The following is a 25170-nucleotide window of genomic DNA, read 5'->3' as shown; positions in this document are numbered from 1 at the left end:
GGTTGCTGCCGGCTCCGTGTGCTATGGCGAATAAAAGTAGCACTCGCTTGCGCACATCTTGCCTCACGCCGTTGGGCGGATGGATGGGCAGGAAACGTGGGTCGATCAGGCAACTTCGAGGATGGCTCCCTTTCGTCCACCGTACCGAGGTTCCTAGGTTTTCGGCGTCCGGGTCGGATTCGGCTGGTCCGGCGCAAGGCCGTCCGCGCGGTGCTGTCTGGGCTGTTGGCTGCACAGATCAAGTGGTTCGCGTGCCGCGACCGCAGACAGGGAGGCTCGTTGTGCAATCGGACGTTGAGCCGGGTCCGCGCCCGGTCGCGAGCCCCGGTGCAGGCACGATTCTCTCGGCGTTCGCTGATCTCCACGAGCGCGACATGCACCGCGAGCTTTTCGTCTTCGTCGACGACGAGGGACGCGATGTCGAGTCGATGACAGTGCATCGCCTGGCCCAGGACGCGCACCGGGTCATGTCTCTGCTGGAAGAACGGGACGTCCGGCGTGGCGACCGGGCCCTGCTGGTCTACCTGCCTTCCCTGGATTTCGTCAGCGCGTTCCTTGGATGTCTTGCCTGCGGCGTGATCCCAGTTCCGGTCGCCCCGCCGAATCCGTGCAGGCTCGCGACCGACACCGGGGCTTTGGCGGCCATTGCGGTCAGCTCCGGTGCGCGTGTGGTGCTGACCCACGATGCCTACCAGGGGGCGATCGAGGCTGCGATAAGAGCGCGCCCGCTCCCGCCCGAAGCGCCCAAACTACCCGAGATTCCTTGGCTGGCCACCGATTCACGCGATGGTGGCGAGGTGGACGTGGTCGACCTGCGGCGTTGGCACGCCCCCGCAGATCCCGATGAGCCGGCATTCCTGCAGTACACGTCCGGCTCGACGGGCTTCCCGAAAGGCGTGATCGTCAGCCATCGCAACATCTACCACGAGTTGCTGTTCCTGGCCGCGGACCTAGGGCTCGGCGACGACACGGTCGCGGTCACCTGGGTACCGCACTTCCACGACCTCGGATTGATCAGCTTCCTGCTGAACACCATCGTGGGGCACTCCGGGCGGACCTACGTGATGTCGCCCCTGAGCTTTCTGCAGCGGCCCTCGGTGTGGTTCGACGTCATGTCCCGGGTACGCGCCACGCACACGTCGGCGCCGAACTTCGCCTACGACCTGATGGTCCGCAAGACGACCTTGGAGCAGCGCGCCGAATGGGACCTCAGCGCCGTGCGAATTCTCGGTTCCTCAGGCGAAATGGTGCTGCCACAGACCATGGAGCGGTTCTGGAACGCTTTCATACTGCGCGGTCTGAAGCCCGCGGTGTTCCACCCCGGTTACGGCATCGCTGAGCACACATTGAGCCTGAGCGTGGGCAGCGGCGGACCGATGTGGGTGGACAAGCGGGAGCTGGAGAAGGGCCGCGTGCGGCCGGTGGAGGCCGGGTCCGCGCTGGATGCGGTCGGTCTTTATGGCAGCGGTTGGGTCACCAAGGAAGATGCCCGCGTCCGCATCGTCGATCCCGACACCCACAAGCCATGCGATCCAGGGCAGGTGGGGGAGATCTGGGTCGACTCGCCCACCAAGGCCCTCGGGTACTGGGGCTTGGCGGACGAGACCCGTGAGACTTTTCGCGCTCGCGTGTCCGACGGCGACCTCCGCGAGTATCTGCGGACGGGTGATCTCGGCTTCCTGCACAACGGGGAATTGTTCGTCACCGGTCGGCTCAAGGAACTGATCAACATCCGGGGCGACAACTACTACCCGCAGGACATCGAGGAATCCGTTCGCCGGTGTCATCCTCTGATCCGCCCGGGCGGGACCGAATTTTTCAAGCATGCCAAGAATGTTTTGTAAGCCCTGTGTTGGTAGCGCACGTTCTTTCAGGGACGACACGCGATGGCATCCCGGCTCGGTGGTGATGTCAGACGCCTTCCGTTCGCCCCGAATCCTTCTCGTCAGAAAGGTTCGCATGCTGCGACTCGATCCTTCTCCGCTGACGATGGGTGTTCCGGTGCCGTGGTGCGAGACCGAGGTGGGGAAGGTGCCATTGACCGATCGGTTCACCTTGCATTCCAGGACACCGGAATCCAAGTCGGCGAGGCGGGCGCGGCGCGGATTGGAGCACCTGCTGAGCTTGCTTGGTGCGCAGGATGTGGCGCTGGGCGAAGCAGCGGTGGAGGAACGGTCACCAGCGGGCGGCAGCTGGTTCGTGGCACTTGGCGAGGAGGATGACCGGCACTGGGTGCGTGCGGCCGGGCTGTCGCATTTGCGTGCGCGTCAGGTCGCGGTCGACGAGGTGGTGCTGTCCTCGGGACTGTGTCTGTGGGGGACCGGAGCGTTGTGCGCGGTGGGAGAGGCGGGAGCGGTGGAATTGACGCGGGCGCCGCAACCCGAGGAGGTACGCACTCTGCACACTCTGCGGGCCCAAGCGGAGCTCTCCGCCTATGAGACCACGACCTCAGCGGCACTGGCCGGACTCGCGGGCGCGTTGGCGCGGTGGGCGGCGATACGAGTGCCTCCCACAATGAACTGGGACATACCCCACCTGCACTACTTGGCCGCCTTGCTGGACGAGCGGGGTACGCCGATGCTGGCACCGGAACTGTGGCACTGCTGGCAGGATTTGGTGCGTCAACGCAACGCCCAGGTTCACGAACTGGTGGTGCGGCGCTGTCTCGCGGAGGGCCTGCACGCTGTCGTCGTCGAGGGGCTGGCCGATATTGCGGACATTGCCCGCGGCCGGTTGCCAGGAACCACGCCCCAACAGGGGCTGCGGCTTCTAGCCGACGTCGATCCGGTCTGGCGCCGCATCGCTGCGACCGAGCAGGTCACCAGTTACTCCGAGCTGGCCCGGTTGGCCTATGTGGTGCAAGTGCTGCGAGCCGGTTGCCCAGAGCTGCACGGACGATCTGGGCGATTGCTGATATGCGTGGAGGATCCAGCCGAGTCCCGGATTCTTTCCACGGCGCGGACAGTCGCCGAACGGGCTGGGCTGGATCTGCAGGCCGTGGGGCTGTATCCGCTTGGGACACTCCTGCCCAGCACAGGCGGCAGCCTGCACGCCTGCGGGGAGCCGAGGTAAGCAGCGCCGGGAAACAGACCTGCGCAAGGGAAGACCCGCGTTCGTTGGTTGAGCGGGACGCATTGCTGCGCCCCGCTCACCAAACACGTTGCCGGACGCGGCAGTAGCTCAGTTGCGCAGCAGCAACGCTGTCACATGTAGACCGCATGCGACTGCCACGATCAGCGTGTACTCGGTGGTGATGTCGTCGAGGTAGTACGCAAGATTGACCGGGTAGGTGGCCACGGTCATGTTGCCGTGCTCGGCGAGGGTGTCCAGGTATTCCCGGGGTTTGATGCGCTCGTTCCAGTGGTCCATCAGGATCCGGGAACCCTGGTGGGTCATCAGGGTTACCTGATCCGGGTCCACGTCATTGCGTTTGAGCAGGTCCAGTGCCACTACTGCAACGGCGTCCTTGACCAGCCCGCCGAGATCCTCGATCCCGGTCTGCGTCATGTCGTAGGTCGGGGTCGGCAGCCCGGTGACCGGATCGGTGGGGAGCAGCGTGAGTCCGTTGAGGTGCAACGTTCTCATGGTCATGGTCAGGCCGTGGTATTGGCTGCTTGCGGTCTGCGTCAAGTGGTCGACGACCACGAATCGATCGGAAGGACCGACCACCGCCGCACCGGCCGCGTCGCCGATGCTGACCGCGTGGCCCTTGGTGTAGTCCATGTGCCCGGTCCAGTTGGCGCCGCAGGCGACCAGCGAGTTGCGGGCCCGGCCGGCTTCTACCGCCTCGGCTGCGTGCACGACGCCGAGCAGGAAGTTGCTGTACTCGCTGTTGATCGGTACGACCATGACTTCATGGGGAAGCCGAAGCAGGTGGTGCACCTGGTACAGGCTGTTGGGGGTGAGGTATTCGGGCACGGTGATGTAGCCGTACAACCGGTCGATGTCGCCGGGCTCGAGGCCTGCTCTGCCCAGCGCCGCATCAGCGGCTTTGACGACATGGTCTTCAATGCGTTCGCCCTTGGCGAGCACTCGGCGGCGATCGAGGCCGCGGAAGACGGCCGCCTCGATCACGCCCTGGGCGTTGCGGTTCTGGTTCAGCGAAGCATATGCCGGGTCGTCGTTGCGTCGGACCCCGTTGGGGACCGAATAGCCAGCGCCGAGAATGCCTGCAGTCTGTGTCATGTCGTCCCTCAGTACGTGATGAGCGGCTTGATAATTCCGTCAGCGCGCGAAGCGAGGAGGTCGAAGGCCTTCGCCGCGTCTCCGAAGCCGAAGCGGTGCGTCGTCATCGGTGTGGGGTCGATGCGTTTGTTGACCATGAGCCGGAACAACCGCTGAAGACGCTCGGAACCGCCAGGGCAGAGCATCGCTCGGATCGTCTTGCCCCCCATGCCGAAACCGAAGGACACCAGTGGAATCGGCAGCGGCCCGGTGGCCTGCCAGCCGTGGTAGCCGGCATTGACCACCGTGCCTCCGGCTTTCGTTGCGCGAACGGCCTGTTCGAAGGTCTCGTGGGTGCCGAGTGCCTCGATGGCGCAATCGACCCCGTGCTGGCCAACGACGTCCCGGATCTTGTTGATCGCATCCTCGTGGCGCGGGTTGATGACTAGATCGCTGCCGAACTGCGCGGACAGACGGGCATTGAGTGGGCGAGTCGCAGTGGTTATGACTGTGCCGGCGCCGAGCAAGCGGGCTCCTGCCGTGACGGAGAGACCGACCGCGCCTTGAGCGAACACCGCAACGGTACCGCCAAGAGGGATGTTGGCCTGTTCGGCTGCGGCGAGCCCCGTGCTCATGGAGTCGGTCGCGTACAACGCCTGCTCGTCGGTCAGCTCGTCGGGGATCCTGGCGACGTTGAAATCGGCGTCCGGCACGACGAAATATTCAGCCAGACTTCCGTCCTGCTGTGTGGTGAACTTGTAGCCGCCAACCCCACCACCGCACTGCTGTGGTGCCCCGCTCTGGCAGAAATCACAGCACCCGCATGGCGTGACTGAGGTAACCGCCACCCGTTCGCCTTCGCGAACTCGTGTCACCGCGTCCCCAACGCGGCTCACGATCCCCACACTTTCGTGCCCAAGGACCCGGCCCACCGGCACTGCCATTGCTCCGCTTAGATTGTGCACATCGCTCGCGCACATCATCGATGCGGTGGTTCGCACTACCACATCGCGCGGACCTGGTTCCGGTACCGGCCGTTCTGCCAGCGCGACCTCGTTGTGCGCCACAAGCGTTAGGGCTTGCATGGTTACGCGCCGCGGACGTGGCAACTTAGTAGTTTCTTGGCTACCCGACTGCGTCGTGGTCAAGCCGCTCGTACTCATGAATTTTCTCCTGTTCTACAGCCTTGCATTCGAGAACATCTGCCAGGTTCCGGAGACTGTCCACCAGGGATTCGCCGCGGTCCCCGGAGGATTCCAAGAACAGTTCCAAGTATTGCCGCCCGCTGCGGCTTTCCACCGACATCCGGTCTATGGTGAGGCCGGACCGGCGCACTGTGGCAGTAACGCGCGGTACTACGTATGGCGTATCCCGCGCAACCAGGAAAACTGCTCGAAGCGAGGCGCAGGCCAACTTGTTGCTCGCGTTTCTCGCGATGATTTCCTCGCGAACGATGCTCGTATCCCAGCGCGGTGACATACCCCGGGCGATGGCGATGTCATCGTTGCTGACGCCTGGCCCGATCATCGGCCACACCATCTCACTGGCCGGCACCTGGAAATCGATGACCACCGGAGTGTCGGTGATTTCCAGAGCACGCCGAACCACTTCGTCTATTTCATCGGCCTCCGTGCATCGCAGGCCGACGCATCCATATGCTTCGGCGAGCCGCACGAAATCCGGCGCTGCCCCAACGGCGTTCAACTCAGACTGCGAGTACCGCTCGTCGTAGAAAAGGTTCTGCCACTGCCGGACCATGCCATAACTACCGTTGTTGATCACAGCGATCTTGATGGGGATTCGTTCGGCCACGCACGTCGCGAGCTCCTGATGCGTCATCTGGAAGCAGCCGTCGCCGTCGATCGCCCAGACCTCGCGCTCGGGCAAAGCCATTTTCGCGCCCATGGCGGCAGGCACCGCCACTCCCATCGTGCCAAGCCCGCCCGAGGTGATCAGCGAGCGCGGACGCTCGAAACCGATGCACTGGGCAGCCCACATCTGATGCTGGCCAACCCCGGTCACGTAGATCGCCTCCGGCGCGGCCAGTTCGCTCAGCCGACGTAGCACACGAGGGGCGGACAGGCCCTCCGCTGGCTGTTCGTAGGCCGGGCGATAGGTCTTCTGATACCCCTGCAAGATCCTGGTCCAGGCCGTGAAGTCGTAGCGGAGATCCTCTGCAGCGCTTAGCCGGTGGAGTTCGCCGAGGACCTGCTTGCAATCGCCGACCAGGGGCACATCGGCGTGCCGGACACGAGAAACCTCGGTGGCGTCGATGTCGATATGGATGACCTGTGCCCCAGGGGCGAACGTGGACAGTTGTCCGGTCACTCGGTCGTCGAAGCGAACGCCGACCGCGATGAGCAAGTCAGCCTGTTGCAGAGCGCCGACTGCGGCCACTGATCCGTGCATACCCGGCATGCCCATGTGCAATGGATGGCTGTCCGGGAAAACGCCGAGTCCCATGAGCGTGGTCACCACAGGTATTCCGGCGTGCTCTGCAAAGCGCAACAGCTCCGGAGCAGTTTCTCCGAGAACGGCACCACCGCCTACGTAGAGCACCGGCCGCGATGCCGAACTCAACAGCTTTAGGGCGCTACGCAGCAACTCCTCGTCATACATGGTCGGCGTCTGAGGCGCAGACCCTAGTAGTCCGGGGAAGGGAGTGGAGGCGAGCAAGGCATCCTTGCACACGTCAACGACCACCGGCCCGGGCCTGCCAGCCCTGGCAATCCGAAATGCGTCGGCGATCGCAGCGGGGATCTGTTCGGCGTCGGTGACTGCGAACCCGTGTTTGGTAATGGGAAGAGTGATCCCCAGGACGTCAATCTCCTGGAAAGCGTCCGTTCCGATCGCCGTGCTGGGCACTTGGCCGGTGATCGCCACAATCGGGATCGAGTCTCGGTACGCGTCGGCCAGGGGAGTGACGAGATTTGTCGCGCCGGGACCGCTGGTAACCAGACAAACCCCAACCCTCCCGGTCGCCTGGGCGTATCCCCTCGCCGCGTGACCGGCGCATTGTTCGTGCCGTACCAATACGTGCCGCAGCGTCTTCGAATCGACCAGCGCATCATACGCCGGCAGGATCGCGCCCCCGGGCAAGCCAAAGATCACCTCCGTCCCGACTAGTTCCAGGCTTCGGAGCAGGGCTTGAGCACCGGTTATACGTTCGGCATGCCTTGGTGCGGGGACGACCATCGGGAAAGCCTCCAAAGAAGGAACAATTAGTTCCGAGTTGCACCCGGCGCCGGCCTACCCCCACGAAAACCGACGCCACGGATTATCCGCCGACGGCATGACAGCATGCGCGCTCCGCGCAAGTATTGTTTGGAGAAAATGGTGCCATTGATCGCCGCTTCGCGTGCAAGCAACGGGGCCACAAGGAAGACCCGCAAGGAAACCGGGCGATCGTTCCAGACACTCCTTGCTCCCCGCCTCCGGCAGAATTCTCCGTGCGTGTCCTTTCCGGAATCCGCCGCCGCTTCCAGCGGCGTCTAATCGACGATCTATCGGGACCGCGCAGCGGTCGAACCGTGCGCACTACCACGGGATCATCAAGGTGGCCCAAGGGGCAACGCCGAGCTGAACGAGGCTGCCTGAATGTTCTCGATCCTGTACCCGTTTGTACCTCTCGCCCTGCTGTAGATAGGGTAATTGGCAGGTCTGAGCGGCCAGCGGTGCTTGGAGTACATGGAGGAATGTGAGACAGTCATGCGCCCAGCGTCGTCAGGCCAGCTTCCACGATGGTGTTGGTGTATCGTCGGCGCGCGTTTCTCTGGTGTCGAGCCTCGCTGGAGGCACTCTCCTCGGTTGCCTCCAGCACTCGAAACCTGCTGGGGTCGCTGGCTGCGGGAATCGGACTACCCCAGGTGTACGCCCGGGGTATTGATTCTGTGGCCAACCGGACCAAATGTCGTTGGTCGCGATTTCGTGGCAAATTTTTACGGTTCTATCGTCAGAGACGATACCGCTTGACCACGGCTGTGCCCTTGCTGAGCGATCCCGGCTGCCATCGTCGTGTGGCGTTTCACAGGCGGTGCAGGGTCCTCGCGAAAGTCGGCGTGCTGTTTATGATCTTGGCGGCGGACCAGCATTCCGGGCAGCTGTCCCAGAACCAATCGGTCTCACTCGGTCGGATCAGCGTGATCACCTCGCCGCAGAGCGCTACGACCTCGGTCCCGAGTTCACGCTGATGTTGCTCCTTGCGCATGGCGTGTCTGGCGCCGTTCACTGGCAGCCACCGAACGTCACTCACGTTGATCGCCTCCACTGGGCATTGCCATTCTGTCAGCGTCCATCTGGGACGTGACGTGCGAGCCACCGATGTGGGAGTCGAGTGCGGGTACGCGGCCTTTGCCGGCTCACGCCGTGTCCAGGTCAGATCTCGATGTAAGCCACCTAACAGGCTCGTGACCTTGAAGCTACGCAGCGAGCGCGCGTTTTGCGATACTTCAGGGCATACGTGCACTTTCAGGCTGGATAAGTTGACCCAGTTCACAGTTCGACGCTTCCACCCGTGCGGCTTCTGCGGGTGCCGTCTCCGTGTCCGGATGCTTTGGTGGGCGCGTGGCGCACCAAGGATGCTGCGTGAAGGTGTACCAGGTTGCTCGCGGGAATCGCTCGTCCGCGGTGCCTCCGCGCCCCATCAGGATTGCCCGGAAGTCTCGTCCTTGCAACGAATTCTTGACGGGTAACTACCCAGGGGTCAGCATTGCTCTTCATTCGCCAAGAGCGGAACAAGCGTGAGGATCGGCCGCGCGTCATATTCGCGTGTGACGAAACGACACCGGAAACGAGTTGGATCGAGTGACTGACCGAACCGTGCGGGATGAAGGCCGACCAGAGCTGCAAGAGCATGTCGATGTCGGCGACATGGGATACAGCAAGTCCTTGAAAGCCAGGCACATCAACATGATCGCGATCGGGGGCGCGATCGGCACCGGGCTTTTCCTCGGCGCGGGCGGGCGATTGGCGCAGGCCGGTCCTGCATTGGCCATCGCGTATGCCGTCTGTGGTGTGTTCGCCTTCTTCGTGGTGCGGGCTCTGGGTGAGCTGATCCTGCACCGGCCGTCGTCCGGCGCATTCGTTTCCTATGCGCGGGAATTCATGGGCGAGAAAGGCGCTTTCGTCGCTGGGTGGATGTACTTCCTGAACTGGGCCACCACCGGGATTGCCGACATCACCGCGATTTCGCTGTACGCGCACTACTGGAGCCTGTTCACCCCGGTTCCGCAGTGGGTGCTGGCGCTGGTGGCGCTGGTGGTGGTGCTTGCGCTGAACCTGGTCTCGGTGAAGATCTTCGGCGAGATGGAGTTCTGGTTCGCGATCATCAAGGTCGGCGCGCTGGTCGTCTTCATGGTGATTGGCATCGGTCTGCTGGCCGTGGCGCATCCGATCGGTGACACCGTCCCTGGGCCGCAGCTGATCTTCGACAACGGCGGTGTGCTGCCCAACGGCCTGGTGCCCTTGATCCTCGTCATCCAAGGAATCGTCTTCGCCTACGCTGCCATCGAGCTGGTCGGTGTCGCCGCGGGGGAGACGGAGAACCCGTCGAAGATCATGCCCAAGGCGATCAACTCGATCATGTGGCGGATCGGCATCTTCTACGTCGGCTCGGTCATCCTGTTGTCGATGTTGCTGCCGTGGAACGCGTACCAGAAGGGCGAGAGCCCATTCGTCACGGTCCTGTCCCAACTCGGAATCCCCGCAGCCGGCGACATGATGAACCTGGTCGTGCTCACCGCTGCGATGTCCAGTCTCAACTCGGGGCTCTACTCCACCGGCCGCATCCTGCGGTCGATGGCGGCAGCCGGTTCGGCGCCGAAGTTCACCGGTCTGATGAACCGAAGCCAGGTTCCCTACGGCGGAATCCTGCTCACCGGCGCGGTCTGCGTGCTCGGCGTGGGGCTGAACTACGTCGTCCCCGCCGCAGCCTTCGAGATCGTGCTGAACTTCGCCGCGATCGCGATCATCACCACCTGGGGCATGATCATGCTGTGCCACCTTCTGTTCGTGCGCAAGGCGAAGACCGGCGCGGTATCTCGACCGACCTACCGCCTGCCCGGCTCGCCGATCACTCAGCTCGTGACGATCGCGTTCCTGTTGTCCGTCGCGGTTCTGATGTGGTTCGACGTGCCGGCGGGGCGGGTGACGCTGCTGTGCGTCCCGGTGCTTGTGGCAGCCCTGGTGATCGGCTGGTTCTTCGTCCGCAAGCGGGTGGATACGGCACAGGTTCTGGAGGAAACCGACGAGAATCATTAGCCGGGTTCCGCTAGATTGCTGGTGGCTCCTTACCGCGCATAGGAGCACCGGCACGGGACGCGATCACGGGCAATTCAAGATAGCTCGTGATCGCGTTCTCGTTCTTGGTCATCAGGATTGTGGTAAATGTCGCGTTGTGGCCTTTGTTTTCTGTGCGAGGGGAGCTATACTTCGGATGTATTTGTTGGCGGTGCGGAAGCGTGCACTAGCGGTTTGCGAGGCTGAAGCGGTGGAAACGGGTAAGATCGTTAAGTACGACGAGACCAGAGGATTCGGTTTTATCGCGCCGGATTCCGGTGGTGAGGACGTATTCCTGCATGCGTCCATTCTGGACGAGGAGCTCAAGCAGAATCTCCGCGGCGGTATGCGGGTCGGGTTCGAGGCGATGCCCGGCGCTCAGGGCACCAAGGCAGTGGCTGTGCACCCGCTCGGCGCGGCTCCGCAGGCGGCGGAGGTCGCGGACGAAACCCGCAGAGGTGACGATGATGAGCTGTGCGACGTCCTGCCGGTGGCCGAGTTCTCCCAGCAGATCACAGATGTGCTGATCGAGACCGCGCCCAGCCTGACGGGTGGGCAGATCCTCCAAGTGCGCAAGCGGCTCGTGGCATTCGCGCAGAGCAACGGCTGGGTGGAAGCCTGACGGCGCGTTGAGAAGTTCGGCATGCCCGGTCGGGACGCAAAGCGTCCCGACCGGGCATGCCGCGTTGAGCAAAGCGTCGCGACGGCTTGCCGGGGCACTTTCGGTCCTCCGGCAAGCCGTCACCTGCGATCCGGGGAGGATTCAGTGCACGGGTTCGATGGTATGCGTGCGGTCGGCGGAGCTCGTCTCGCGCTGGAGGGGCACGGCTGTCCGAAGTTCCTCGGCTGTGTGGCCGATTCCAAGTTCGGATACAAGCCGGGCGACCAGGGCTTCTTGTTCGGTGAGGTAGAAATGCCCGCCGGTGAAGCCTCGGTAGGAATACGTGCCTACCGTTAACTCATTCCAGGCCGAAGCATCGTCCAAGGTCGGCTTGGGGATACCACCGATGCTGTAGGAGTGTTCCCACACTCCGTCGTCTGTGACGGGAAGCGGGTCGCGCCGGTGCAGCCGGTGGGGCGCGGTGATGTTCGATACGACCAGTGCGTGCGGCGGAGCGCTTTCGACGTCGGAAAGCCTGCGGGCGACCTCGAAGGCCACCACCGAGCCCATGCTGTGCCCGAAGAGCACCAGCGGCACCGAAGGCAAGGCGAGGATGTGCGAGGCGATCTCGTCCGCGAGTGGGCAGAACTCCGCAGCGGCCGGCTCATCCCGCCTTCGCCCGCGCCCCGGGTATTCGACCGCATGGATTTGGACGCCGGACACGGCGTTTGCCGGCCACTTGGCGAAGAAGTCCGCGTTGCCTCCCGCGTGCGGAAAGCACACCAGGTTCAGTTCGGGGAGGGATGGGAGGTGAGGGGCCACAGCGGCGGTGTGGCCGTCTTCACCCTGGGCGCGGGGACGGGAATGTCCGGCATCAGATGCTGCCACCTCCGTCCGCGGTGATGACCTGCCCGTTGATGTTGGTGTGCAGACATGCGGTTCCGGTCATCGATCCCGGCCTCTTCGGTACCAAAGGCCCGTTCGCGTTCTGATTCGATGGTCACTCACTCATTCGCTCTCCTCGGATGGCCGCTATGGATTCCGCCCGCCTTCCTGCTGTGCCGACAAACGAAGATCAGGCGTTGGCCTGTCACAGCGTAGTGCCAGCCAGGTACGAGGGGCCGATTGCCGAGGAACCCGAATATGAGCGAGCCAGCCAAGGCCGCCAGGTGGTCCCGCTGAACACGCCGTGCCGGGCGCTGCGTTATTGCTGGCCGTTGGCCGCGTGGCTGACGGCCTCGACAGGGCGCCTGGAGCTCGAGTTCGCCTGCACGGGAACCGGCAGCTCCGTGTCGGCGATGAACTGGTCCAGTTCCTCCTGCTTGATGCCGTAGCAATGCTCGGGCGCGGGGAAGGCACTGCGGCGGACTTCGTCGGCGTACTCGCTCACCGCATCGATCATCGCGGACCGCATGTTGGCCCACCGCTTGGCGAACTTGGGCTGGAAGCCGTCGAAGATGCCCAGCAAGTCGTGGTAGACGAGCACTTGGCCGTCGGTGTCCGGACCCGCACCAATCCCGATCACCGGTATCTTCATGTGCGGCATGATGGCCTTGGTGACTTTGGCCGGAACCGCTTCGAAGACGATGGAGAAGCAACCAGCGGCTTGGAGACGTAGGGCATCGTCCAGCACCGACCGTGCTCGTTCGGCGGTGACGCCCTGGGCGCGGAACCCGCCCAGGGCCGTCGCGGTTTGCGGGGTCAGCCCGATGTGGCCCATGACCGGGATGCCGGCGCGGACGATCGCCCTCGCCCGCTCCGCCGACTCGCCGCCGCCCTCGAGCTTGACGACGTCGCAGCCGCCTTCCTTGACGAATCGAATCGCGGTGCTCACTGCCTGCTCGTTGGACACCTCGTAGGAACCGAAAGGCAGGTCGCCGACCAGCAGCGGGGTTTTCAGACCTCTGCGAACCGCCGCGGTCAGCATGATCATCTCTTCGATCGAGACCGGAACCGTCGTGGGATAGCCGAGCACGGTCATGGCGGCCGAATCGCCGACGAGGACCATGTCGACGCCAGCGGAATCGACCACCTGGGCGCTCGGGTAGTCGTAGGCCGTGATCATTACGATCCGTTCACCGCGGTGGCGTAGGTCGGCCAGTGCGTTCACCGTGACGGGTTTGCGGCTGGCTCCGGACTTGCCTTCAGGCTGGGGGTACGTGGACATCGCTCTACTCTCCTAGTCGTTTTCCCGGCACGCTGGCCCGGACTCATTTCTGCGCTGTCCGATTGAATGCCAAGTCTCTGGTTGCCTCGACGAGCGCGTCGAACAAGAACAGCGATTGCGGGCAGCGCTGTCCAACCGCGAATCGCTGGAGCGCCACGGTTTTCTCGTCGCCGCGAGCGATGGGCCCCGTCAACGCACGCGAGGCGCCGAGTTTCTCCCAGTTCCGAAAAGCCGTTTCCACCAACGGAAGGAATGCCCCGCGATCTACTCCCGCGGTAGCTGCCATGTCCTCGGCCAGGCCCAGCACCGTGACGAGGAAATTCGCGGCGACCGATGCCGCAGCGTGGTAGGCGGCGCGGTCGCCCTCCGCGACCGCGATAGGGCGCATGCCCAGGCTCATGGCCAACTTTCGTGCCACTTCTGACCCCCGCTGGGTAGTACCGGCGATCGCTGCAGCGCAACCGTCGAAGCTGGCAGGCGCGGCTCGTGTGATCGTCATCAGTGGATGCAGGGAGAATCCCTCGTGCTCACCCAGAACTCCGAGGCCGGTGGCGCCCGAGCAGTGTCCGACCACGATTCCCAGGCGCAACCGTGCCGCGACATCTGCGATAGCACCGTCCGGAACGCAAAGCAGGACCACGGGGGCATTCCCGACATCCGGATCACGCCCCAACGGGCCGACGATCTCCGTTCCCGCGTCGCGCAACGAACGTGCCAACGCGGTGCCCATCCGTCCCTGGCCGACGATTGCGACCGGGCCCTCCGGCAGATCTCGCGAGAGATGATCCATAGGTACCACCGAGTTCCTCATGATCATTGCCCTCCGCGAGCCCGGCCCGCCAATGGAAAACTCCTGGCGGTCACGCGTCGCGTTGAGGTGACCGCGTCCATCAACCTCCCCATCAAGAACAATGCTGTTCCCTGACGGAACTTTGCCGAGATTGCCAGGTCTAGGAGTCCTCGTGCTTTAGGGACCGGCCGAGATTGAGACACTCCGGAATATGCCACTTAGCCTGGCAATCTGTCAGCGCCTCTTGCCCGTTCGTACCGACGCGAGTGGCCAAAGAGGAAGGCAGCTATCGGACACGCCAGCCAACGGTGACAACGCCGCCCGAAGCGCTAAGGCCACGGGGGATGAGCGTCTTCAAGGGCTACGCCAGTCCGGAACGACCCCCGCACTTCGGGTGGGCTCAACGGAGCAACGATAACCCTACGGCCACTGCCCGAGGCCGGCGGCGAGACTCGTTCCCTTGGTCAAGCCGCCGGCACCGCAGGACGGGATCGCGTCATGTCAATCCACCGGACCCACCTACATTTCCAGAGTGAGAGTGGCGGTCACGCCGTTGCCCCGACCGTTTTCTACCAGCAGCGCAGTGCAGTATCATGCTGTGTTCTACAGGCAAGGTGCCGCCCCTGTTGCAGTGTGAAGGGGCATGTCGTTGCTGCGTCTAGGTTTCGCGGCGGCCCTGACCGTCAGCACCACCACCTGTTGGACTCCATACCAACATCGCGACTAGGAGAAGCGAGAGCCCGTCGCCGGGGACGAGGGCGTCAGTCCGGTGTGGTGAGGGCGTCGACGGGGCGGACCGGGCGGCCGGGCGTGCAGCGAAGAACCCTGACATGGCGATGATCGCGATGAGGACCGCCACGACCAACAGCAGTTGACCACCAGGCAATTCCAGGGGAACGCCCAGGTCGAGCGCTGCCGTGGCAGGCAGGCGTAGGGAACGCTGCGCAAAACGCCGAGTGCCGCGCCGATGGAGGAGCTGGCGGAGGCGGCTTGAGCCCAAGTCCCCCTGCCCGCTCTCGTCGACGTCACCCGCCGGGGGCGATCATGACCACCTGGTGGTCTCCGGGCCGTCCGGTGAGGGCGTCCATCATCGCTGAGACCGGTCCGGAGTCCAGGGGGACGACGTCGGTGATGATCTGCTCGACCGGGACACGGCCGCCTCCGAGAAGATCCAAGGCCGCCTCGAAGGCGCCTCTGTTCTGGGCGAAGCTGCCCACGATCCGGATCTCCTTGGTGATGAGGGCGACCGAGTCCAGTTCTGCGGGCCGCTCGTTCACTCCGAGTGCGACGACCGTTCCCCGTGTCCGCACGCGTCGGGCCGCGTCCGCGAGCGCGGTCACCGAGCCCACGCACTCGAACACCACGTCTGCGTCCGGGCCCTGCTCATCGACGTCCACGGCGGTGATCCCGGTCGCGGTCAGGCGTGCGCGCCGTACGGGGTGCGGTTCCACCACCCGCACGTCCTCGACTCCCCGTAGCCGCAGCACGTGTGCCAGCAGGAAGCCGACCGTGCCGCCTCCGAGGACCGTGACAGTATCCGCTGCCGAAATTCCGGAGCGGTCGGCCGCGTGGACAGCGCAGGACAGCGGTTCCGTCAGCGCCGCGTGCTCCAGCGAAACACCGTCCGGCACCGCGTACACCGTGTGCTCGGGGACGACGACGGCTTCGGCGTAGCCGCCGGGGCGTGTGCCCAGGCCGAGGGAACTCAGCCGCCAGGGCTGTACAGGGCACAGGTGGTTGTCGCCTAGCCGGCAGTCGTCGCAGTCCCCGCAGCCCGCTTTCGGCCACACCACCACGGCCTGCCCCGCCGTCAGCCGCTCCCCGCCCGGTGCGGCGACGTGCCCGGAGATTTCGTGTCCGAGAACCGCGCCGGCCGGGACGAGGTGCGGCATCGCCCGCAGGTGCAGGTCGGAACCGCAGATGGCGCAGAACGCTACGTCCACGCGTACCCAGCCGCGCTCCAGCTCGCGTTCCTCGACCTCCGCGAGGCGCAGCCCGCGCTCCTCGGTGATGACCAGTGTCCTCAATTTTCCTCCACAGTCTTCTCAGCGTCCAGGAAAGCCCGGATCCGGGCGACCAGGACGTCCGGCTGCTCCTCGGCCGGGAAATGCCCGCAGGAGGCGATTTGCGCCCCCTCAAGCCGGGTGGCGTAGTCCCGCCACAGGTCGAGTACGGGCAGTGACCCCACCAGCCCTTCGGCGCCCCACGCCACGTGCACGGGCATTGTCAGGCGGCGGCCCGCAGCCGCGTCGGCCTCGTCGGCTTCCAGATCCTCATGGCGAGCGGCGCGGTAGTCGTCGAAGCTCGCGCGAAGCGCCCCGGGCTGTGCGTACGCTTCCGCGTAGTGCCGCAGGTCCGCCTCAGTGAACGCCTCGCGCCGGAATGCTCCGGCGGCCAGCATGAACCGGACGTACTCCCCGCCTTTTCCTTCGGTGAGGAACTCGGGGAGGTCGGGGACGAGGTGGAAGAGCCAGTGCCAGTACGCGGCCCCGACCCGTGCGTCCATGTGCCGCCACATTTCCAGCGTCGGTACGACGCTGAGCAGCATCAGGCGGCTGATCTCGTGCGGCCGCTCCAGTCCCCACCGGTGGGCCACGCGTGCGCCCCGGTCGTGCCCGACCACAACAGCCTGCGTGTATCCCAGCTCATGCATGAGTCCGCTCATGTCGGCGGACATGGTCCGCTTGTCGTAGCCGCCTCGGGGCCGGCTGGAAGCCCCGTATCCGCGCAGATCCGGCGCGACCACCGTATGGTCCCGCGCGAGGACGGGCAGAACGTGGCGCCAGGCGTAGCTGGTCTGCGGCCATCCGTGGAGGAACAGGATCAGCGGACCCTCTCCAGCGCGCCGTACATGGAACCGCAAACCGTCCACCGTCCGCGTCTCTTCCCGCACATGCATCGCCACGGCGGTTTACCTCCCGTCCGCTGGGACGGGAATTCCTGCGGTCCGCGGCGCTGGGAGGGGAACTTCTACGGCCCGCGCTGGGGACGTGAATTCCGTCAGGTAGCCGTCGTCGACCAGGGGGGCGGTGACGAGTTCGGGCAGGGGCGCGAGCAACTCGGCCAGGAGGCCGATCTTCTCCCTGTCGGCCGACACAGGCCGCTGCGGTTCCCCCAGCCGGTGTGCGGCGAAATCGGCTACCAGGTCGTCCATGATCTGCTGCGGCACCTGCGGGTCGGCGTCGTGCTCGCTCAGGATGAGGTCGAGCATGCGGGCGTGAACGAGCGCGACGGCCTCGTCATGGGTGAACGATCCGCCCGGACGGCTGCGCCACGCCTCGGTCAGTTCCCTTTCGACCCGCTCGGGCAGTGTCCCAGGCGGGCGTGAGGCGAACCGGTCCGAACGCAGAGCAGCGCGCGCCACTTGGTAGGCCATCACGGAGTTGTCGCCCGCGAAGGTCACATTGACCTCGAAGTCGGTCCGCAGGGTGACGATCTGGTTGTGGCAGTGGAACCCCTGCGACCCGCACATCTCGCGGGACGCGGCCAGGACGTCCAGGACCAGCCAGGAGCCGCATTTTCCGGTCGCGGTGAGCAGGTGCATGTTTTTACGGCCGGGGTCGGTGTGCCAGTCGCGTTCGACGCCCCTGACGACGGCGCGTTCCAGCAGGCGCAGCGCGAGGCAGCGCAGCTGGACCGGATACAGGCGGTCCAGGAACAGCGGCTCGTCCAGGAGGACCGTGCGGGTAGGCGTGCGGCGGGTTTCGCGGTGACCGGCGAACCGCCAGGTGAGGTGAGCTGCGAGTTCGGCGGCTCGCGCTCCGGCGCTGAGCGGGAAGATGCGTTCCTGGACGAAGGTCTCGATGGATTTCACGAAGCGGGCGCCGGCATCGGGAAGCGTGCTGGAAAAACGTCCGTCCGCGTCGATGCGCGAGAACCGCCCCATCAGCGCCTCGCGGGGGAGCCGGACCCCGGCGAAGCGGGCACCGCCGACCTGGTTGGCCTGGATACCTCCCTTCGGGTCGCACGACAGGATCGTGATACCCGGCAGGGGAGGACCGTTCTCCTCGTCCCGCAGCGGGACACGGAACCAGTGGTGGCCGACGTCTTCGCCGTCGATGACAAGGCGGGCCAGGACCATGCCGACGGTCGCGGCGTGTTTGATGTTTCCGATCCAGAACTTGCAGGCGGCGTCCGTGGGGGTGTCGAGCGTGAAACTCTGCTCCTCACGATTCCAGGAGACCGTCGTGCGGATCTCCCGCAGGTTGGTACCGCCGCCGATCTCCGTGCAGCAGAACGCGTAGACCTGATGCATCCGCGTGATTTCGTCGTGGTATCGGGCGACCTGCTCAGGGGTGCCGTGGTTGAACAGCGCGCTCCCCGCGATGAGGTGATCGGTGATGGTCGAGGTGAGCGCGAAATCGAAGGCGCCCGTCAGGCCCATCACCTCGCACATGGACCGGAACGCGTGCTCCCGGGACTGGCCCATCCACATGTCGTTGTCGACGAGCCCCTCCCGGAAGATCGCTTTCATCCGGTCGATGGTCAGGTCCATGTACTCCCGCAAGGGCAGATCGTCACGCAGTCGCGGATCGAACAACTCCTGCCGCAGCAGGTCACGCATCGTCCGCCGGTAGGCGGAGACGTCCTGCGCCACGTCCACGGCAGTCAACCGCTCCGCCTCCGTGGCATGGGCATGGGTTAAGAGAGGTTGCCCATTGGGGACTGAAGTTGCGGCCATGTGATCGAAATCCTCTCGATTCGTGGGCATCGCGCATTTTCAAAGGGGACCGTGCTAGTTGGGCAGGGCCCATCTAGCGGCCGTTCACCCACGGTGGCGGGAAAGCTGGGCCCAGCAAGACACACAGTTGGGCGGCCAAGAGGAACAAATCGGCACGGAAAAACCTCAAGGGTTCCGTGATCATCCAGTAAGGTGCATGGTCGAACTCATTTCTGCGCTACCCGGCAGCCGCCAGGTCTCTTGGTGCTTCGGCCAGGGCGTCAAACGCTCCCAACAAGTGCGGGTACTTGTCACTTCGTCGCTCCCGCCTACAAGCGTCGTCGCGATCGGAGTAACGAAAACCTCCTACATATCTCAGCTTCTGTCACACCTAGTTGCCCGAACTGCACATAATCCGATGTCCTAACGGGCACGCCACGCGACCTTGCTTCCAGACTTGCGCGAAAGTCAGTGGGCAAGTGGAAGGACGAGCAATGGAACTCTTCGCGCAAGGGCTCTTCGCCCCGGAATGCCCGGTGATCTTGGACAACGGTGACGTCTTGGTGGTGGAGATGCGGCGGGACCGCAGCGCCGTCACTCGTGTAGATGCGGAAACACGGGAACTGCACGCTATCACCCTGACTGGAGGGTTCCCCAACGGACTGCTTCGTGATGCGCAAGGCAAGCTGTGGGTCGGCGAAGCGCACGAGCACGCGCTCATCCGCTACGACGCAGAAGGCAACGAGGAAGCACGCATTACGAATTGTGGGGACGAGCTTTTCCGCTGGCCCAACGACCACGTCATCGGCCGTGACGGTGCGATCTACATGACCGACTCCGGCGCGTGGGAGCACGAAGTGCTCGACCCCGTGAAGATGACCCTCAAGCCTGGTTGGTCTGACTATCCGTTCGATGGCCGGGTGTACCGGATTGATCGGGCGACGTTGGACGTGGCGCGGATCGACAACGGCATTCGGTTCGCCAACGGTATTGCCTTCGACCGCCACGACCGGCTCTACGTGGCCGAGACCATTGGTGGGAATATCTACCGTTACGAGGTTTTCGGCACCAATCCGCGGCGCGAGTTGTTCGGCAATGTTTGGGACGGTGTGGCGCCCGACGGTTTCATTGGCCCGGACGGCATGAAATTCGGTGCAGACGGGCGCCTTTACTGCACGGTGATGGGTGCCGGGCACATCGTCGTCTTCGACGAGGCCGGCACGGTGGTGGAGCGTATCGAGACGAAGGGCAAGGCGCCGACGAACATCGCGTTCACCGAAGACGGACGGCACAAGATGTTCGTCACTGAGATCGCCAACGGCGCGATCGAGGTGCATGACGTCCCGTGCGATGGTTTACCCATCTATCGGGACTCGGTCGTCATCCCAGCTCAAAGGGACATCTCGCCCTCTCGCCACCGGGCGGAGACCAGCTCCGTGTGATCGGTGCTGGTGGTCCCGGGGAGCGGTCCGGTGTCGATCAGCTCCTGACGGCGCCAGTTGTCGATCGTCTGGACGCTGAAGCGGATTCGCGAGCGCGGAGGTGCAGAATGCGCAGGTTCACATCTCCAAGAGTCTGTTAGCGGAACTCGTTGTGCGGGGCGGTGCGGGTGGCGGAACCTCAGCCGTTCCCTGGACTGTGGGAGCCCCTTCTTATGTATGACCAATACGCGGCGAATGGGCTGTCCTCGCCAGGAAACGTCTGAGAACCCGCGGCGGTGCAAGTTGCCAGGATGGGCCAAGCGGCTTCGCCGATTCAAAGACAAAACCGCCATTCGCCAGCAGGCTCTAAGCGTTGTGTCCAGCCAGGGAGAAGGAAGAGACATGCCGGCAATCCGATACGACGTCTACCGGGCCCACGACGGGGATGGAGCATCTCCGGCACTGAGGGGCGGGTGGCCGACTACCAGGTCTGGTGCGGTCCCGCGATGGGTGCGTTCAACAACTGGGTCGGAGGAACCTACTTGGCCGCCGTCGAGAACCGCCACGCGGCGGAGCTGGCCACCCATGTCATGCGTGGTGCGGCGTTCACGAGCCGGGTGAACCAACTGCGCCTAGCCGGCGCCCGGCTGCCCGCCCGCGCCTGTTCGTACGTCCCCGCACCCCTGGATTCCGCTCAATGAGTTCTCGTGCCGCAGTACGAGCAGCTCGGCGTCCTTGACCGTATCGCGGCGCAAAAGCAGAGCTGGAAAAGACAGCAGCTGCTGGGTTGCCTTGTATAGCAGCGACACGATCACGCAGACATTATCCCAGCGATTGCCGAGTTGAAGTCTTCACCTGCAGTGATGCTTAAACAAGCCCCACAGGAATGTGGGCTCTGGCAAGGTTTCCGTGAATCTGGCTGGGCGTGGTGGAAGGACGGCGGCGGCGACGTTTCATCGGAATTCAGGGCAGCGTCAGCGGCGGCGTGGGCGCAGTGGCTGAAGTCGAAGGCAAAGGGGGACGTTCGGGCAGTCGCACATGCCCGAACGTCGTCGCATGGCGGCGGTTTCCCTTTCGCGGTGGAAGTTTTCGGTTGAATCATTGGTGCAATCGACATCCGATGAAGGGATTCGCCAATGAAGCAGTCAACCAAGCGTCGGGCCGGCCGCGGTCTCGTGCTGGTCGCAACCCTGGGTGCGGCGCTGGTCACGGCGACGGCCGGCACCGCCGCAGCCGCCACCCCGGGCGAATTCACCTTGTGCTCCAAGGGAGGCTACGACTCCTACGCCGCCTTCCCGGATTCGCACTCGTCCACTGTGATCGTCCCCAACGGGCAGTGCATCACGCTCGGCATCAGCCACACGGAGCGGTACGAGATCCGCATCGCGAGCAACGATGAGACCATGGGAGGCGGCACGTACGACCCGCGCGAAGGGGTGACCGTCACCACCGTCGAAGGGCCCGGCTTCTTCTGGTCCTGACGACTAGGCGGGGCAGTGCGGACATCGTGGCGTGCGGTGTCGGAGCTGCCCCGTTCGCGTCCGGCCTGGGCCAGGTGGGGGAACCACCTGTACTGGCCGAAAATTCGGTTATCGGTTCTGGCCCGGACTTTCATGCGGCGGGCTGTTCCCTTTTGTTGGTCATGCTCTCCTTCGCAACGGAATGGTCGGCAGAAGCGTGGCGGGCTCAGTCCCAGGTCACCGGGAGCGACAGCACGCCGAAGATGCCTTCGTTGAGCTTGTAGCGGAGTTCCTCGGCGGGAACGGCCAGCCGCAGGCCCGGAATTCGCCGCAGCAGCGTGGGAAAGACGATCTGCAGTTCGGCCCGGGCCAGCGATTGGCCCACGCACTGGTGCGGCCCGAAGCCGAAGGCGACGTGCTGCCTGGACTTCCGGTGGATGTCCACGGTGTCCGGATCCGGGAAGGCCGTCGCGTCCCGGTTGGCCGACGGCGTCAGGGCCACGATCCCGTCACCGGCGCGGATGAGCCGGCCGCCCACTTCCAGGTCTTCGGTGGCGACACGGGTGGTGGCGAACTCCGAGATCGACAGGTAGCGCAGCAGTTCCTCGACCGCGCGGGAGGCGAGGCCTGCGTTCTCGCGCAGCGCGGCGGCCTGCTCCGGGTGCTGCAGGAGGGTGAGGACGCCGAGCGAGATCATGTTGGCGGTGGTCTCGTGCCCCGCCACCAGCAGCAGCATCGAGGTGGTGAGAACCTCGGGCCGGGTGAGCTTGCCGGCCTCGTGCTGCCGGACCAGCCGGGAGACGATGTCGTCGGCCGGTTCCCGCTGCTTGATCGCGATCAGCTCGTCGAAGTAGCCCAGGATCGCCGCGTTGGCCTCCTGGGTCTGCTCGGGGGTCGTGTCGGCGTCGACCACGGCTCGGGTCCACTCGTTGAACTTGCCGATGTCGGCGACGGGCACCCCGAGCAGCCAGCAGATCACCGTGCTCGGCACCGGCAGCGCCAGCTCCGCGACCAGGTCCACCGGCTTCGGGCCGTCGATGATGCGGTCCACGCGCTCGTCGACCAGCCGTTGGATGGCCGGTCGCAACGCCTTCACGCGCCTGATGGTGAAGTCCGCCGAAACCATCCGGCGGAGCTGCCCGTGCTCGGGCGGGTCGGTCCGGATGAACCCGGGGTGGAAGCCCACGTCAACCAGGGTGCGCTCGGCCGCGGAGATGATCGGGAAGCCGGGTTTCCGCAGGTCGGCGCTGACCCGCGGGTCGCGCAGCACCGCGCGCACGTCGGCGTACCGGCTGATCAACCAGGTCCGGCTGCCGTCGGGCAGGATCGCCGGGGCCACCGGGGTCTCGGCCCGCATCCGCCCGTACTCCGCGGGTGGGTCCAGCGGGCAGCCCGGTGGCCGGGCCATCGGGAACGCCGGGGCCTCGTGCTGGACGTTGGTCATCGCGCCTCCCGTTTCACCACGCCACCGGCAGGGCGCGCACGCCGTGCACCAGGGACTGCGGCAGGTACTCGATCTCGTCGAACGGCGCGTCCAACCGCAGCGCGGGGAACCGCTTCAGCAGCGCCGGGAAGGCGATCTGCATCTCCAGCCTCGCCAGCGGCGCGCCGAGGCAGTGGTGGATGCCGTGGCCGAAAGCCAGGTGCGCGCCGGGAGCGCGCCCGATGTCGAACTCGTCGGAGCGCTCGTGAACCGCGTCGTCCCGGTTGGCCGAGCCCAGCGAGACGAGCACGAACTCCCCAGCGCGGATGAGCTGCCCACCAACGGTGATGTCTTCCTTCGCCTGCCGCATCGCCGCGTTGTTGACGACCGTCAGGATCCGCAGCAGTTCTTCCACCGCGCGGTCGACCGCGGTCCCGTCGCCCGTGGCGTCGCGCAGCCGGGCGAGCTGTTCCGGATGGCGCAGGAGCAGCAACGTGCCCAGCCCGAGCATGTTGGCCGTGGTTTCGTAGCCCGCACCGAGCAGGAAGACGCCGATACCGGCGAGCTCCGCATCGGAGAGCTCCTCGCCGTGCTCGGCGACGAGCCGCCCGAGCAGGTCGTCGGTGGGATGGGCGCGCTTGTCGACGACGAGCCGCGCCATGTACTCGGTCGACTCGGCCCACAACGCGGCGGCGTGTTCCTCGCCCATTGCCAGGTCTACCTGCGCGGCGGTGCGCCGCTGGAACTCGGCGCGGTCCGCGTACGGCACGCCGAGGAGTTCGCAGACCACCAGGGAAGGCACCGGCAGCGCGAACGAGCGCACGAAGTCGGTCGGCGAACCGGCTCGCGCCATCTCGTCGAGCTGGGCGACGACGATCGACTCCACCATCGGCCGCAGCTGGTTCATCCGCCGAACGGTGAAGTTCCCTGCCAGCATGCGCCGGAGCCGGGTGTGCTCCGGCGGGTCGTAGAACAGCAGCACCCCGGGGCCGGGCGGCGCGATCTGGTCGTCGCCCGCGCCCGGCCGCATCAGCCGGGACGCGTCGACGCTGCTGAGCCGCTCGTCGGTGAGGACGTGGCGGGCATCGGCGTGCCGGGCGACGAACCACGCCGGTGTTCCGCTGGGCAGCTCGATGCGGGAGACCGGATCGTCCTCCCGGAGCCGCCGGAACCCCTCGCCCACGTCGAACGGGCAGAACCGCTGCTCGGCCGCGGTCATGCCGACACCGCCTTGCGCGCGGTGAGCACGACGTAGCCGGTGTGCTCCTGGGCGTGTTCGACGATCAGCGGTATCGCCTGCTGGACCTGCTCGGCGATCCGCTTGCCCTGCACCGAATCCACCGCGGGCCGGTAGGAGCCGATCGCGGCCAGGATCGCCTCGCCGGAGCGCCGGGTCTGCTCGGTGATGTCGAGGACCTCGGTCACCTCGAACCCGGCCTCGCGCACCAGGCCGGTCATCTCGTCCAGGGGCGGCGGCACGTGGTTGGGCAGCACGTCGACCGCCGCGTCCGGCACCGTGCCCGGCGGCAGCGGCTTGGTCTCGAAGAAGTCGGCGATGACCAGGATCCCGCCGGGCCGCAACACCCGGTGCTCCTCGGCCAAGGCGCGCTTCTTGTCCGGCATGTGCAGCAGGGATTCCAGGGCCAGGACGGCGTCGAACTCGCCGTCGGCGAACGGCATTCCCATCGCGTCGGCGAACCGGAAGCGCACCCGGTCGGCGACCCCGGCGGCAGCGGCGCGCTGGTCGGCCGCCTCGATCTGGCGCTCGGCGATGGTGATGCCGGTGATGTCGCAGCCGAGGGCTTCCGCGAGCAGCGTGGCGGGGCGGCCGGTTCCGCAGCCGACGTCGAGCAGCCGGTGCTCGGGGCCGAGCGCCAGCTTCTCCCCGAGCAGCGCGGTCAACCGGTCCTGGGCGTCGGTCAGCGATGGCGAATCGATGCCATCGGGCCAGTACCCGTAGTGGATGCTCTCACCGAGCACGGCGGAGAAGAACTCCTCCAGCTGGTCGTAGAACATCGCGACCTCGTCCGCGGTGAACGTGCTCTGGTCGGTCAAGTCGGCTCTTCCTTCCATTCCGGTTTTTCCAACCTCGTTTTGCGTGGCGGTGCGGGTAGCGGAACCTCAGAGGCTCCCTGGACTGTGGGTGCCCTGACTGATGTATGCCCAATACACGGCGTCAGGGCCGTCCTCGCCAGGAAGCCCCTGAGA

The 25170-nt window shown here is 65.3% G+C and carries 19 protein-coding genes and 1 pseudogene; 7 read left to right on the top strand and 13 right to left on the bottom strand.

The annotated features are described in order from the left end of the window. Window positions 1-281 precede the first annotated feature (281 nt). Window positions 282-1844 carry an AMP-binding protein gene (locus tag AB0H93_RS14815; protein ID WP_358572444.1) on the top strand — a complete coding sequence of 521 codons (1563 nt, stop codon included), beginning with the start codon at window positions 282-284 and terminating at the stop codon, window positions 1842-1844. 115 nt (window positions 1845-1959) lie between these two features. Beyond that, window positions 1960-3072, top strand: a complete 1113-nt coding sequence (locus AB0H93_RS14810; protein WP_358572442.1) for a hypothetical protein — start codon at window positions 1960-1962, stop codon at window positions 3070-3072. Window positions 3073-3180: 108 nt separating this feature from the next. Here AB0H93_RS14810 and AB0H93_RS14805 read toward each other — a convergent pair whose 3' ends face one another. From AB0H93_RS14805 to AB0H93_RS14790, 4 genes and pseudogenes are all read right to left on the bottom strand, one after another. Further along, the gene (locus tag AB0H93_RS14805; protein WP_358572440.1) at window positions 3181-4185 is read right to left on the bottom strand and encodes a hypothetical protein; all 1005 of its coding nucleotides are present in this window, start codon (window positions 4183-4185) and stop codon (window positions 3181-3183) included. 8 nt (window positions 4186-4193) lie between these two features. Continuing rightward, a complete protein-coding gene (locus AB0H93_RS14800; RefSeq protein ID WP_132493087.1) occupies window positions 4194-5231 on the bottom strand; it encodes an alcohol dehydrogenase catalytic domain-containing protein in 1038 nt (345 codons plus the stop codon). A 394-nt stretch (window positions 5232-5625) separates the two neighbouring features. After that, window positions 5626-7359: pseudogene (locus tag AB0H93_RS14795) on the bottom strand (acetolactate synthase large subunit); the annotation flags it as partial. Window positions 7360-8188: 829 nt separating this feature from the next. Then, a complete protein-coding gene (locus AB0H93_RS14790) occupies window positions 8189-8416 on the bottom strand; it encodes a zinc finger protein (RefSeq protein ID WP_132493077.1) in 228 nt (75 codons plus the stop codon). A 551-nt stretch (window positions 8417-8967) separates the two neighbouring features. Here AB0H93_RS14790 and AB0H93_RS14785 point away from each other — a divergent pair. Both AB0H93_RS14785 and AB0H93_RS14780 read left to right on the top strand, forming a co-directional pair. After that, window positions 8968-10422 carry an amino acid permease gene (locus tag AB0H93_RS14785; RefSeq protein WP_358572437.1) on the top strand — a complete coding sequence of 485 codons (1455 nt, stop codon included), beginning with the start codon at window positions 8968-8970 and terminating at the stop codon, window positions 10420-10422. A 175-nt stretch (window positions 10423-10597) separates the two neighbouring features. Next, window positions 10598-11062: a cold shock domain-containing protein gene (locus tag AB0H93_RS14780; RefSeq protein WP_358572435.1), complete on the top strand. Its 465-nt coding sequence runs from the start codon at window positions 10598-10600 to the stop codon at window positions 11060-11062. Between the two features lie 141 nt (window positions 11063-11203). Here the strand turns inward: AB0H93_RS14780 and AB0H93_RS14775 are convergent, their stop codons facing one another. From AB0H93_RS14775 to AB0H93_RS14750, 6 genes are all read right to left on the bottom strand, one after another. After that, a complete protein-coding gene (locus AB0H93_RS14775; protein WP_358572433.1) occupies window positions 11204-11863 on the bottom strand; it encodes an alpha/beta fold hydrolase in 660 nt (219 codons plus the stop codon). A 382-nt stretch (window positions 11864-12245) separates the two neighbouring features. Next, window positions 12246-13208, bottom strand: a complete 963-nt coding sequence (gene panB, locus AB0H93_RS14770; protein ID WP_358572431.1) for a 3-methyl-2-oxobutanoate hydroxymethyltransferase — start codon at window positions 13206-13208, stop codon at window positions 12246-12248. A 43-nt stretch (window positions 13209-13251) separates the two neighbouring features. Beyond that, window positions 13252-14019, bottom strand: a complete 768-nt coding sequence (locus AB0H93_RS14765; RefSeq protein WP_358572429.1) for a Rossmann-like and DUF2520 domain-containing protein — start codon at window positions 14017-14019, stop codon at window positions 13252-13254. A 1004-nt stretch (window positions 14020-15023) separates the two neighbouring features. Beyond that, window positions 15024-16025 (bottom strand): alcohol dehydrogenase catalytic domain-containing protein, encoded by a 1002-nt coding sequence (locus tag AB0H93_RS14760; RefSeq protein WP_358572427.1) that lies wholly within the window; start codon window positions 16023-16025, stop codon window positions 15024-15026. Continuing rightward, window positions 16022-16897 carry an alpha/beta hydrolase gene (locus AB0H93_RS14755; protein ID WP_358572503.1) on the bottom strand — a complete coding sequence of 292 codons (876 nt, stop codon included), beginning with the start codon at window positions 16895-16897 and terminating at the stop codon, window positions 16022-16024. Before AB0H93_RS14755 ends, AB0H93_RS14760 begins: the two co-directional genes overlap by 4 nt. A 12-nt stretch (window positions 16898-16909) precedes the next feature. Then, the gene (locus tag AB0H93_RS14750) at window positions 16910-18610 is read right to left on the bottom strand and encodes a hypothetical protein (protein ID WP_358572425.1); all 1701 of its coding nucleotides are present in this window, start codon (window positions 18608-18610) and stop codon (window positions 16910-16912) included. A gap of 542 nt (window positions 18611-19152) precedes the next feature. Here AB0H93_RS14750 and AB0H93_RS14745 point away from each other — a divergent pair. From AB0H93_RS14745 to AB0H93_RS14735, 3 genes are all read left to right on the top strand, one after another. Then, window positions 19153-20100, top strand: a complete 948-nt coding sequence (locus tag AB0H93_RS14745; RefSeq protein ID WP_358572423.1) for an SMP-30/gluconolactonase/LRE family protein — start codon at window positions 19153-19155, stop codon at window positions 20098-20100. Window positions 20101-20552: 452 nt separating this feature from the next. Next, window positions 20553-20780: a hypothetical protein gene (locus AB0H93_RS14740; protein ID WP_358572421.1), complete on the top strand. Its 228-nt coding sequence runs from the start codon at window positions 20553-20555 to the stop codon at window positions 20778-20780. A 435-nt stretch (window positions 20781-21215) separates the two neighbouring features. Beyond that, window positions 21216-21560, top strand: a complete 345-nt coding sequence (locus AB0H93_RS14735) for a hypothetical protein (RefSeq protein WP_358572419.1) — start codon at window positions 21216-21218, stop codon at window positions 21558-21560. 205 nt (window positions 21561-21765) lie between these two features. On the opposite strand, the gene AB0H93_RS14730 is transcribed toward AB0H93_RS14735, so the two are convergent. The 3 genes from AB0H93_RS14730 to AB0H93_RS14720 are packed head-to-tail and all read right to left on the bottom strand — an operon-like array spanning window position 21766 to window position 25017. Then, the gene (locus tag AB0H93_RS14730; protein WP_358572417.1) at window positions 21766-22983 is read right to left on the bottom strand and encodes a cytochrome P450; all 1218 of its coding nucleotides are present in this window, start codon (window positions 22981-22983) and stop codon (window positions 21766-21768) included. A gap of 13 nt (window positions 22984-22996) precedes the next feature. Further along, window positions 22997-24181, bottom strand: coding sequence for a cytochrome P450 (locus AB0H93_RS14725; protein ID WP_358572415.1), 1185 nt, complete (start codon window positions 24179-24181; stop codon window positions 22997-22999). Further along, on the bottom strand, window positions 24178-25017 hold the full coding sequence (locus AB0H93_RS14720; protein ID WP_358572413.1) for a methyltransferase domain-containing protein: 840 nt from the start codon (window positions 25015-25017) through the stop codon (window positions 24178-24180). The genes AB0H93_RS14725 and AB0H93_RS14720 overlap by 4 nt, the downstream gene beginning before the upstream one ends. Window positions 25018-25170 lie beyond the last annotated feature (153 nt).

Origin of the sequence: Saccharopolyspora sp. NPDC050642 (assembly GCF_040654735.1) — a bacterium.
Taxonomy (GTDB): Bacteria; Actinomycetota; Actinomycetes; order Mycobacteriales; family Pseudonocardiaceae; genus Saccharopolyspora; species Saccharopolyspora elongata.
The sequence above is the reverse complement of the archived record's forward strand: the minus strand, read 5'-3'. Positions and strand labels throughout refer to the sequence as shown.

What these genes read in the sequence shown, in the direction of transcription:
- AB0H93_RS14730 (WP_358572417.1), bottom strand. Translation starts at nt 22,983, where the DNA reads ATGACCAACGTCCAGCACGAGGCCCCGGCGTTCCCGATGGCCCGGCCA.
- AB0H93_RS14735 (WP_358572419.1), top strand. Translation starts at nt 21,216, where the DNA reads ATGAAGCAGTCAACCAAGCGTCGGGCCGGCCGCGGTCTCGTGCTGGTC.
- AB0H93_RS14780 (WP_358572435.1), top strand. Translation starts at nt 10,598, where the DNA reads ATGTATTTGTTGGCGGTGCGGAAGCGTGCACTAGCGGTTTGCGAGGCT.
- panB (WP_358572431.1), bottom strand. Translation starts at nt 13,208, where the DNA reads ATGTCCACGTACCCCCAGCCTGAAGGCAAGTCCGGAGCCAGCCGCAAA.
- AB0H93_RS14725 (WP_358572415.1), bottom strand. Translation starts at nt 24,181, where the DNA reads ATGACCGCGGCCGAGCAGCGGTTCTGCCCGTTCGACGTGGGCGAGGGG.
- AB0H93_RS14745 (WP_358572423.1), top strand. Translation starts at nt 19,153, where the DNA reads ATGGAACTCTTCGCGCAAGGGCTCTTCGCCCCGGAATGCCCGGTGATC.
- AB0H93_RS14765 (WP_358572429.1), bottom strand. Translation starts at nt 14,019, where the DNA reads ATGAGGAACTCGGTGGTACCTATGGATCATCTCTCGCGAGATCTGCCG.
- AB0H93_RS14810 (WP_358572442.1), top strand. Translation starts at nt 1,960, where the DNA reads ATGCTGCGACTCGATCCTTCTCCGCTGACGATGGGTGTTCCGGTGCCG.
- AB0H93_RS14755 (WP_358572503.1), bottom strand. Translation starts at nt 16,897, where the DNA reads ATGCATGTGCGGGAAGAGACGCGGACGGTGGACGGTTTGCGGTTCCAT.
- AB0H93_RS14805 (WP_358572440.1), bottom strand. Translation starts at nt 4,185, where the DNA reads ATGACACAGACTGCAGGCATTCTCGGCGCTGGCTATTCGGTCCCCAAC.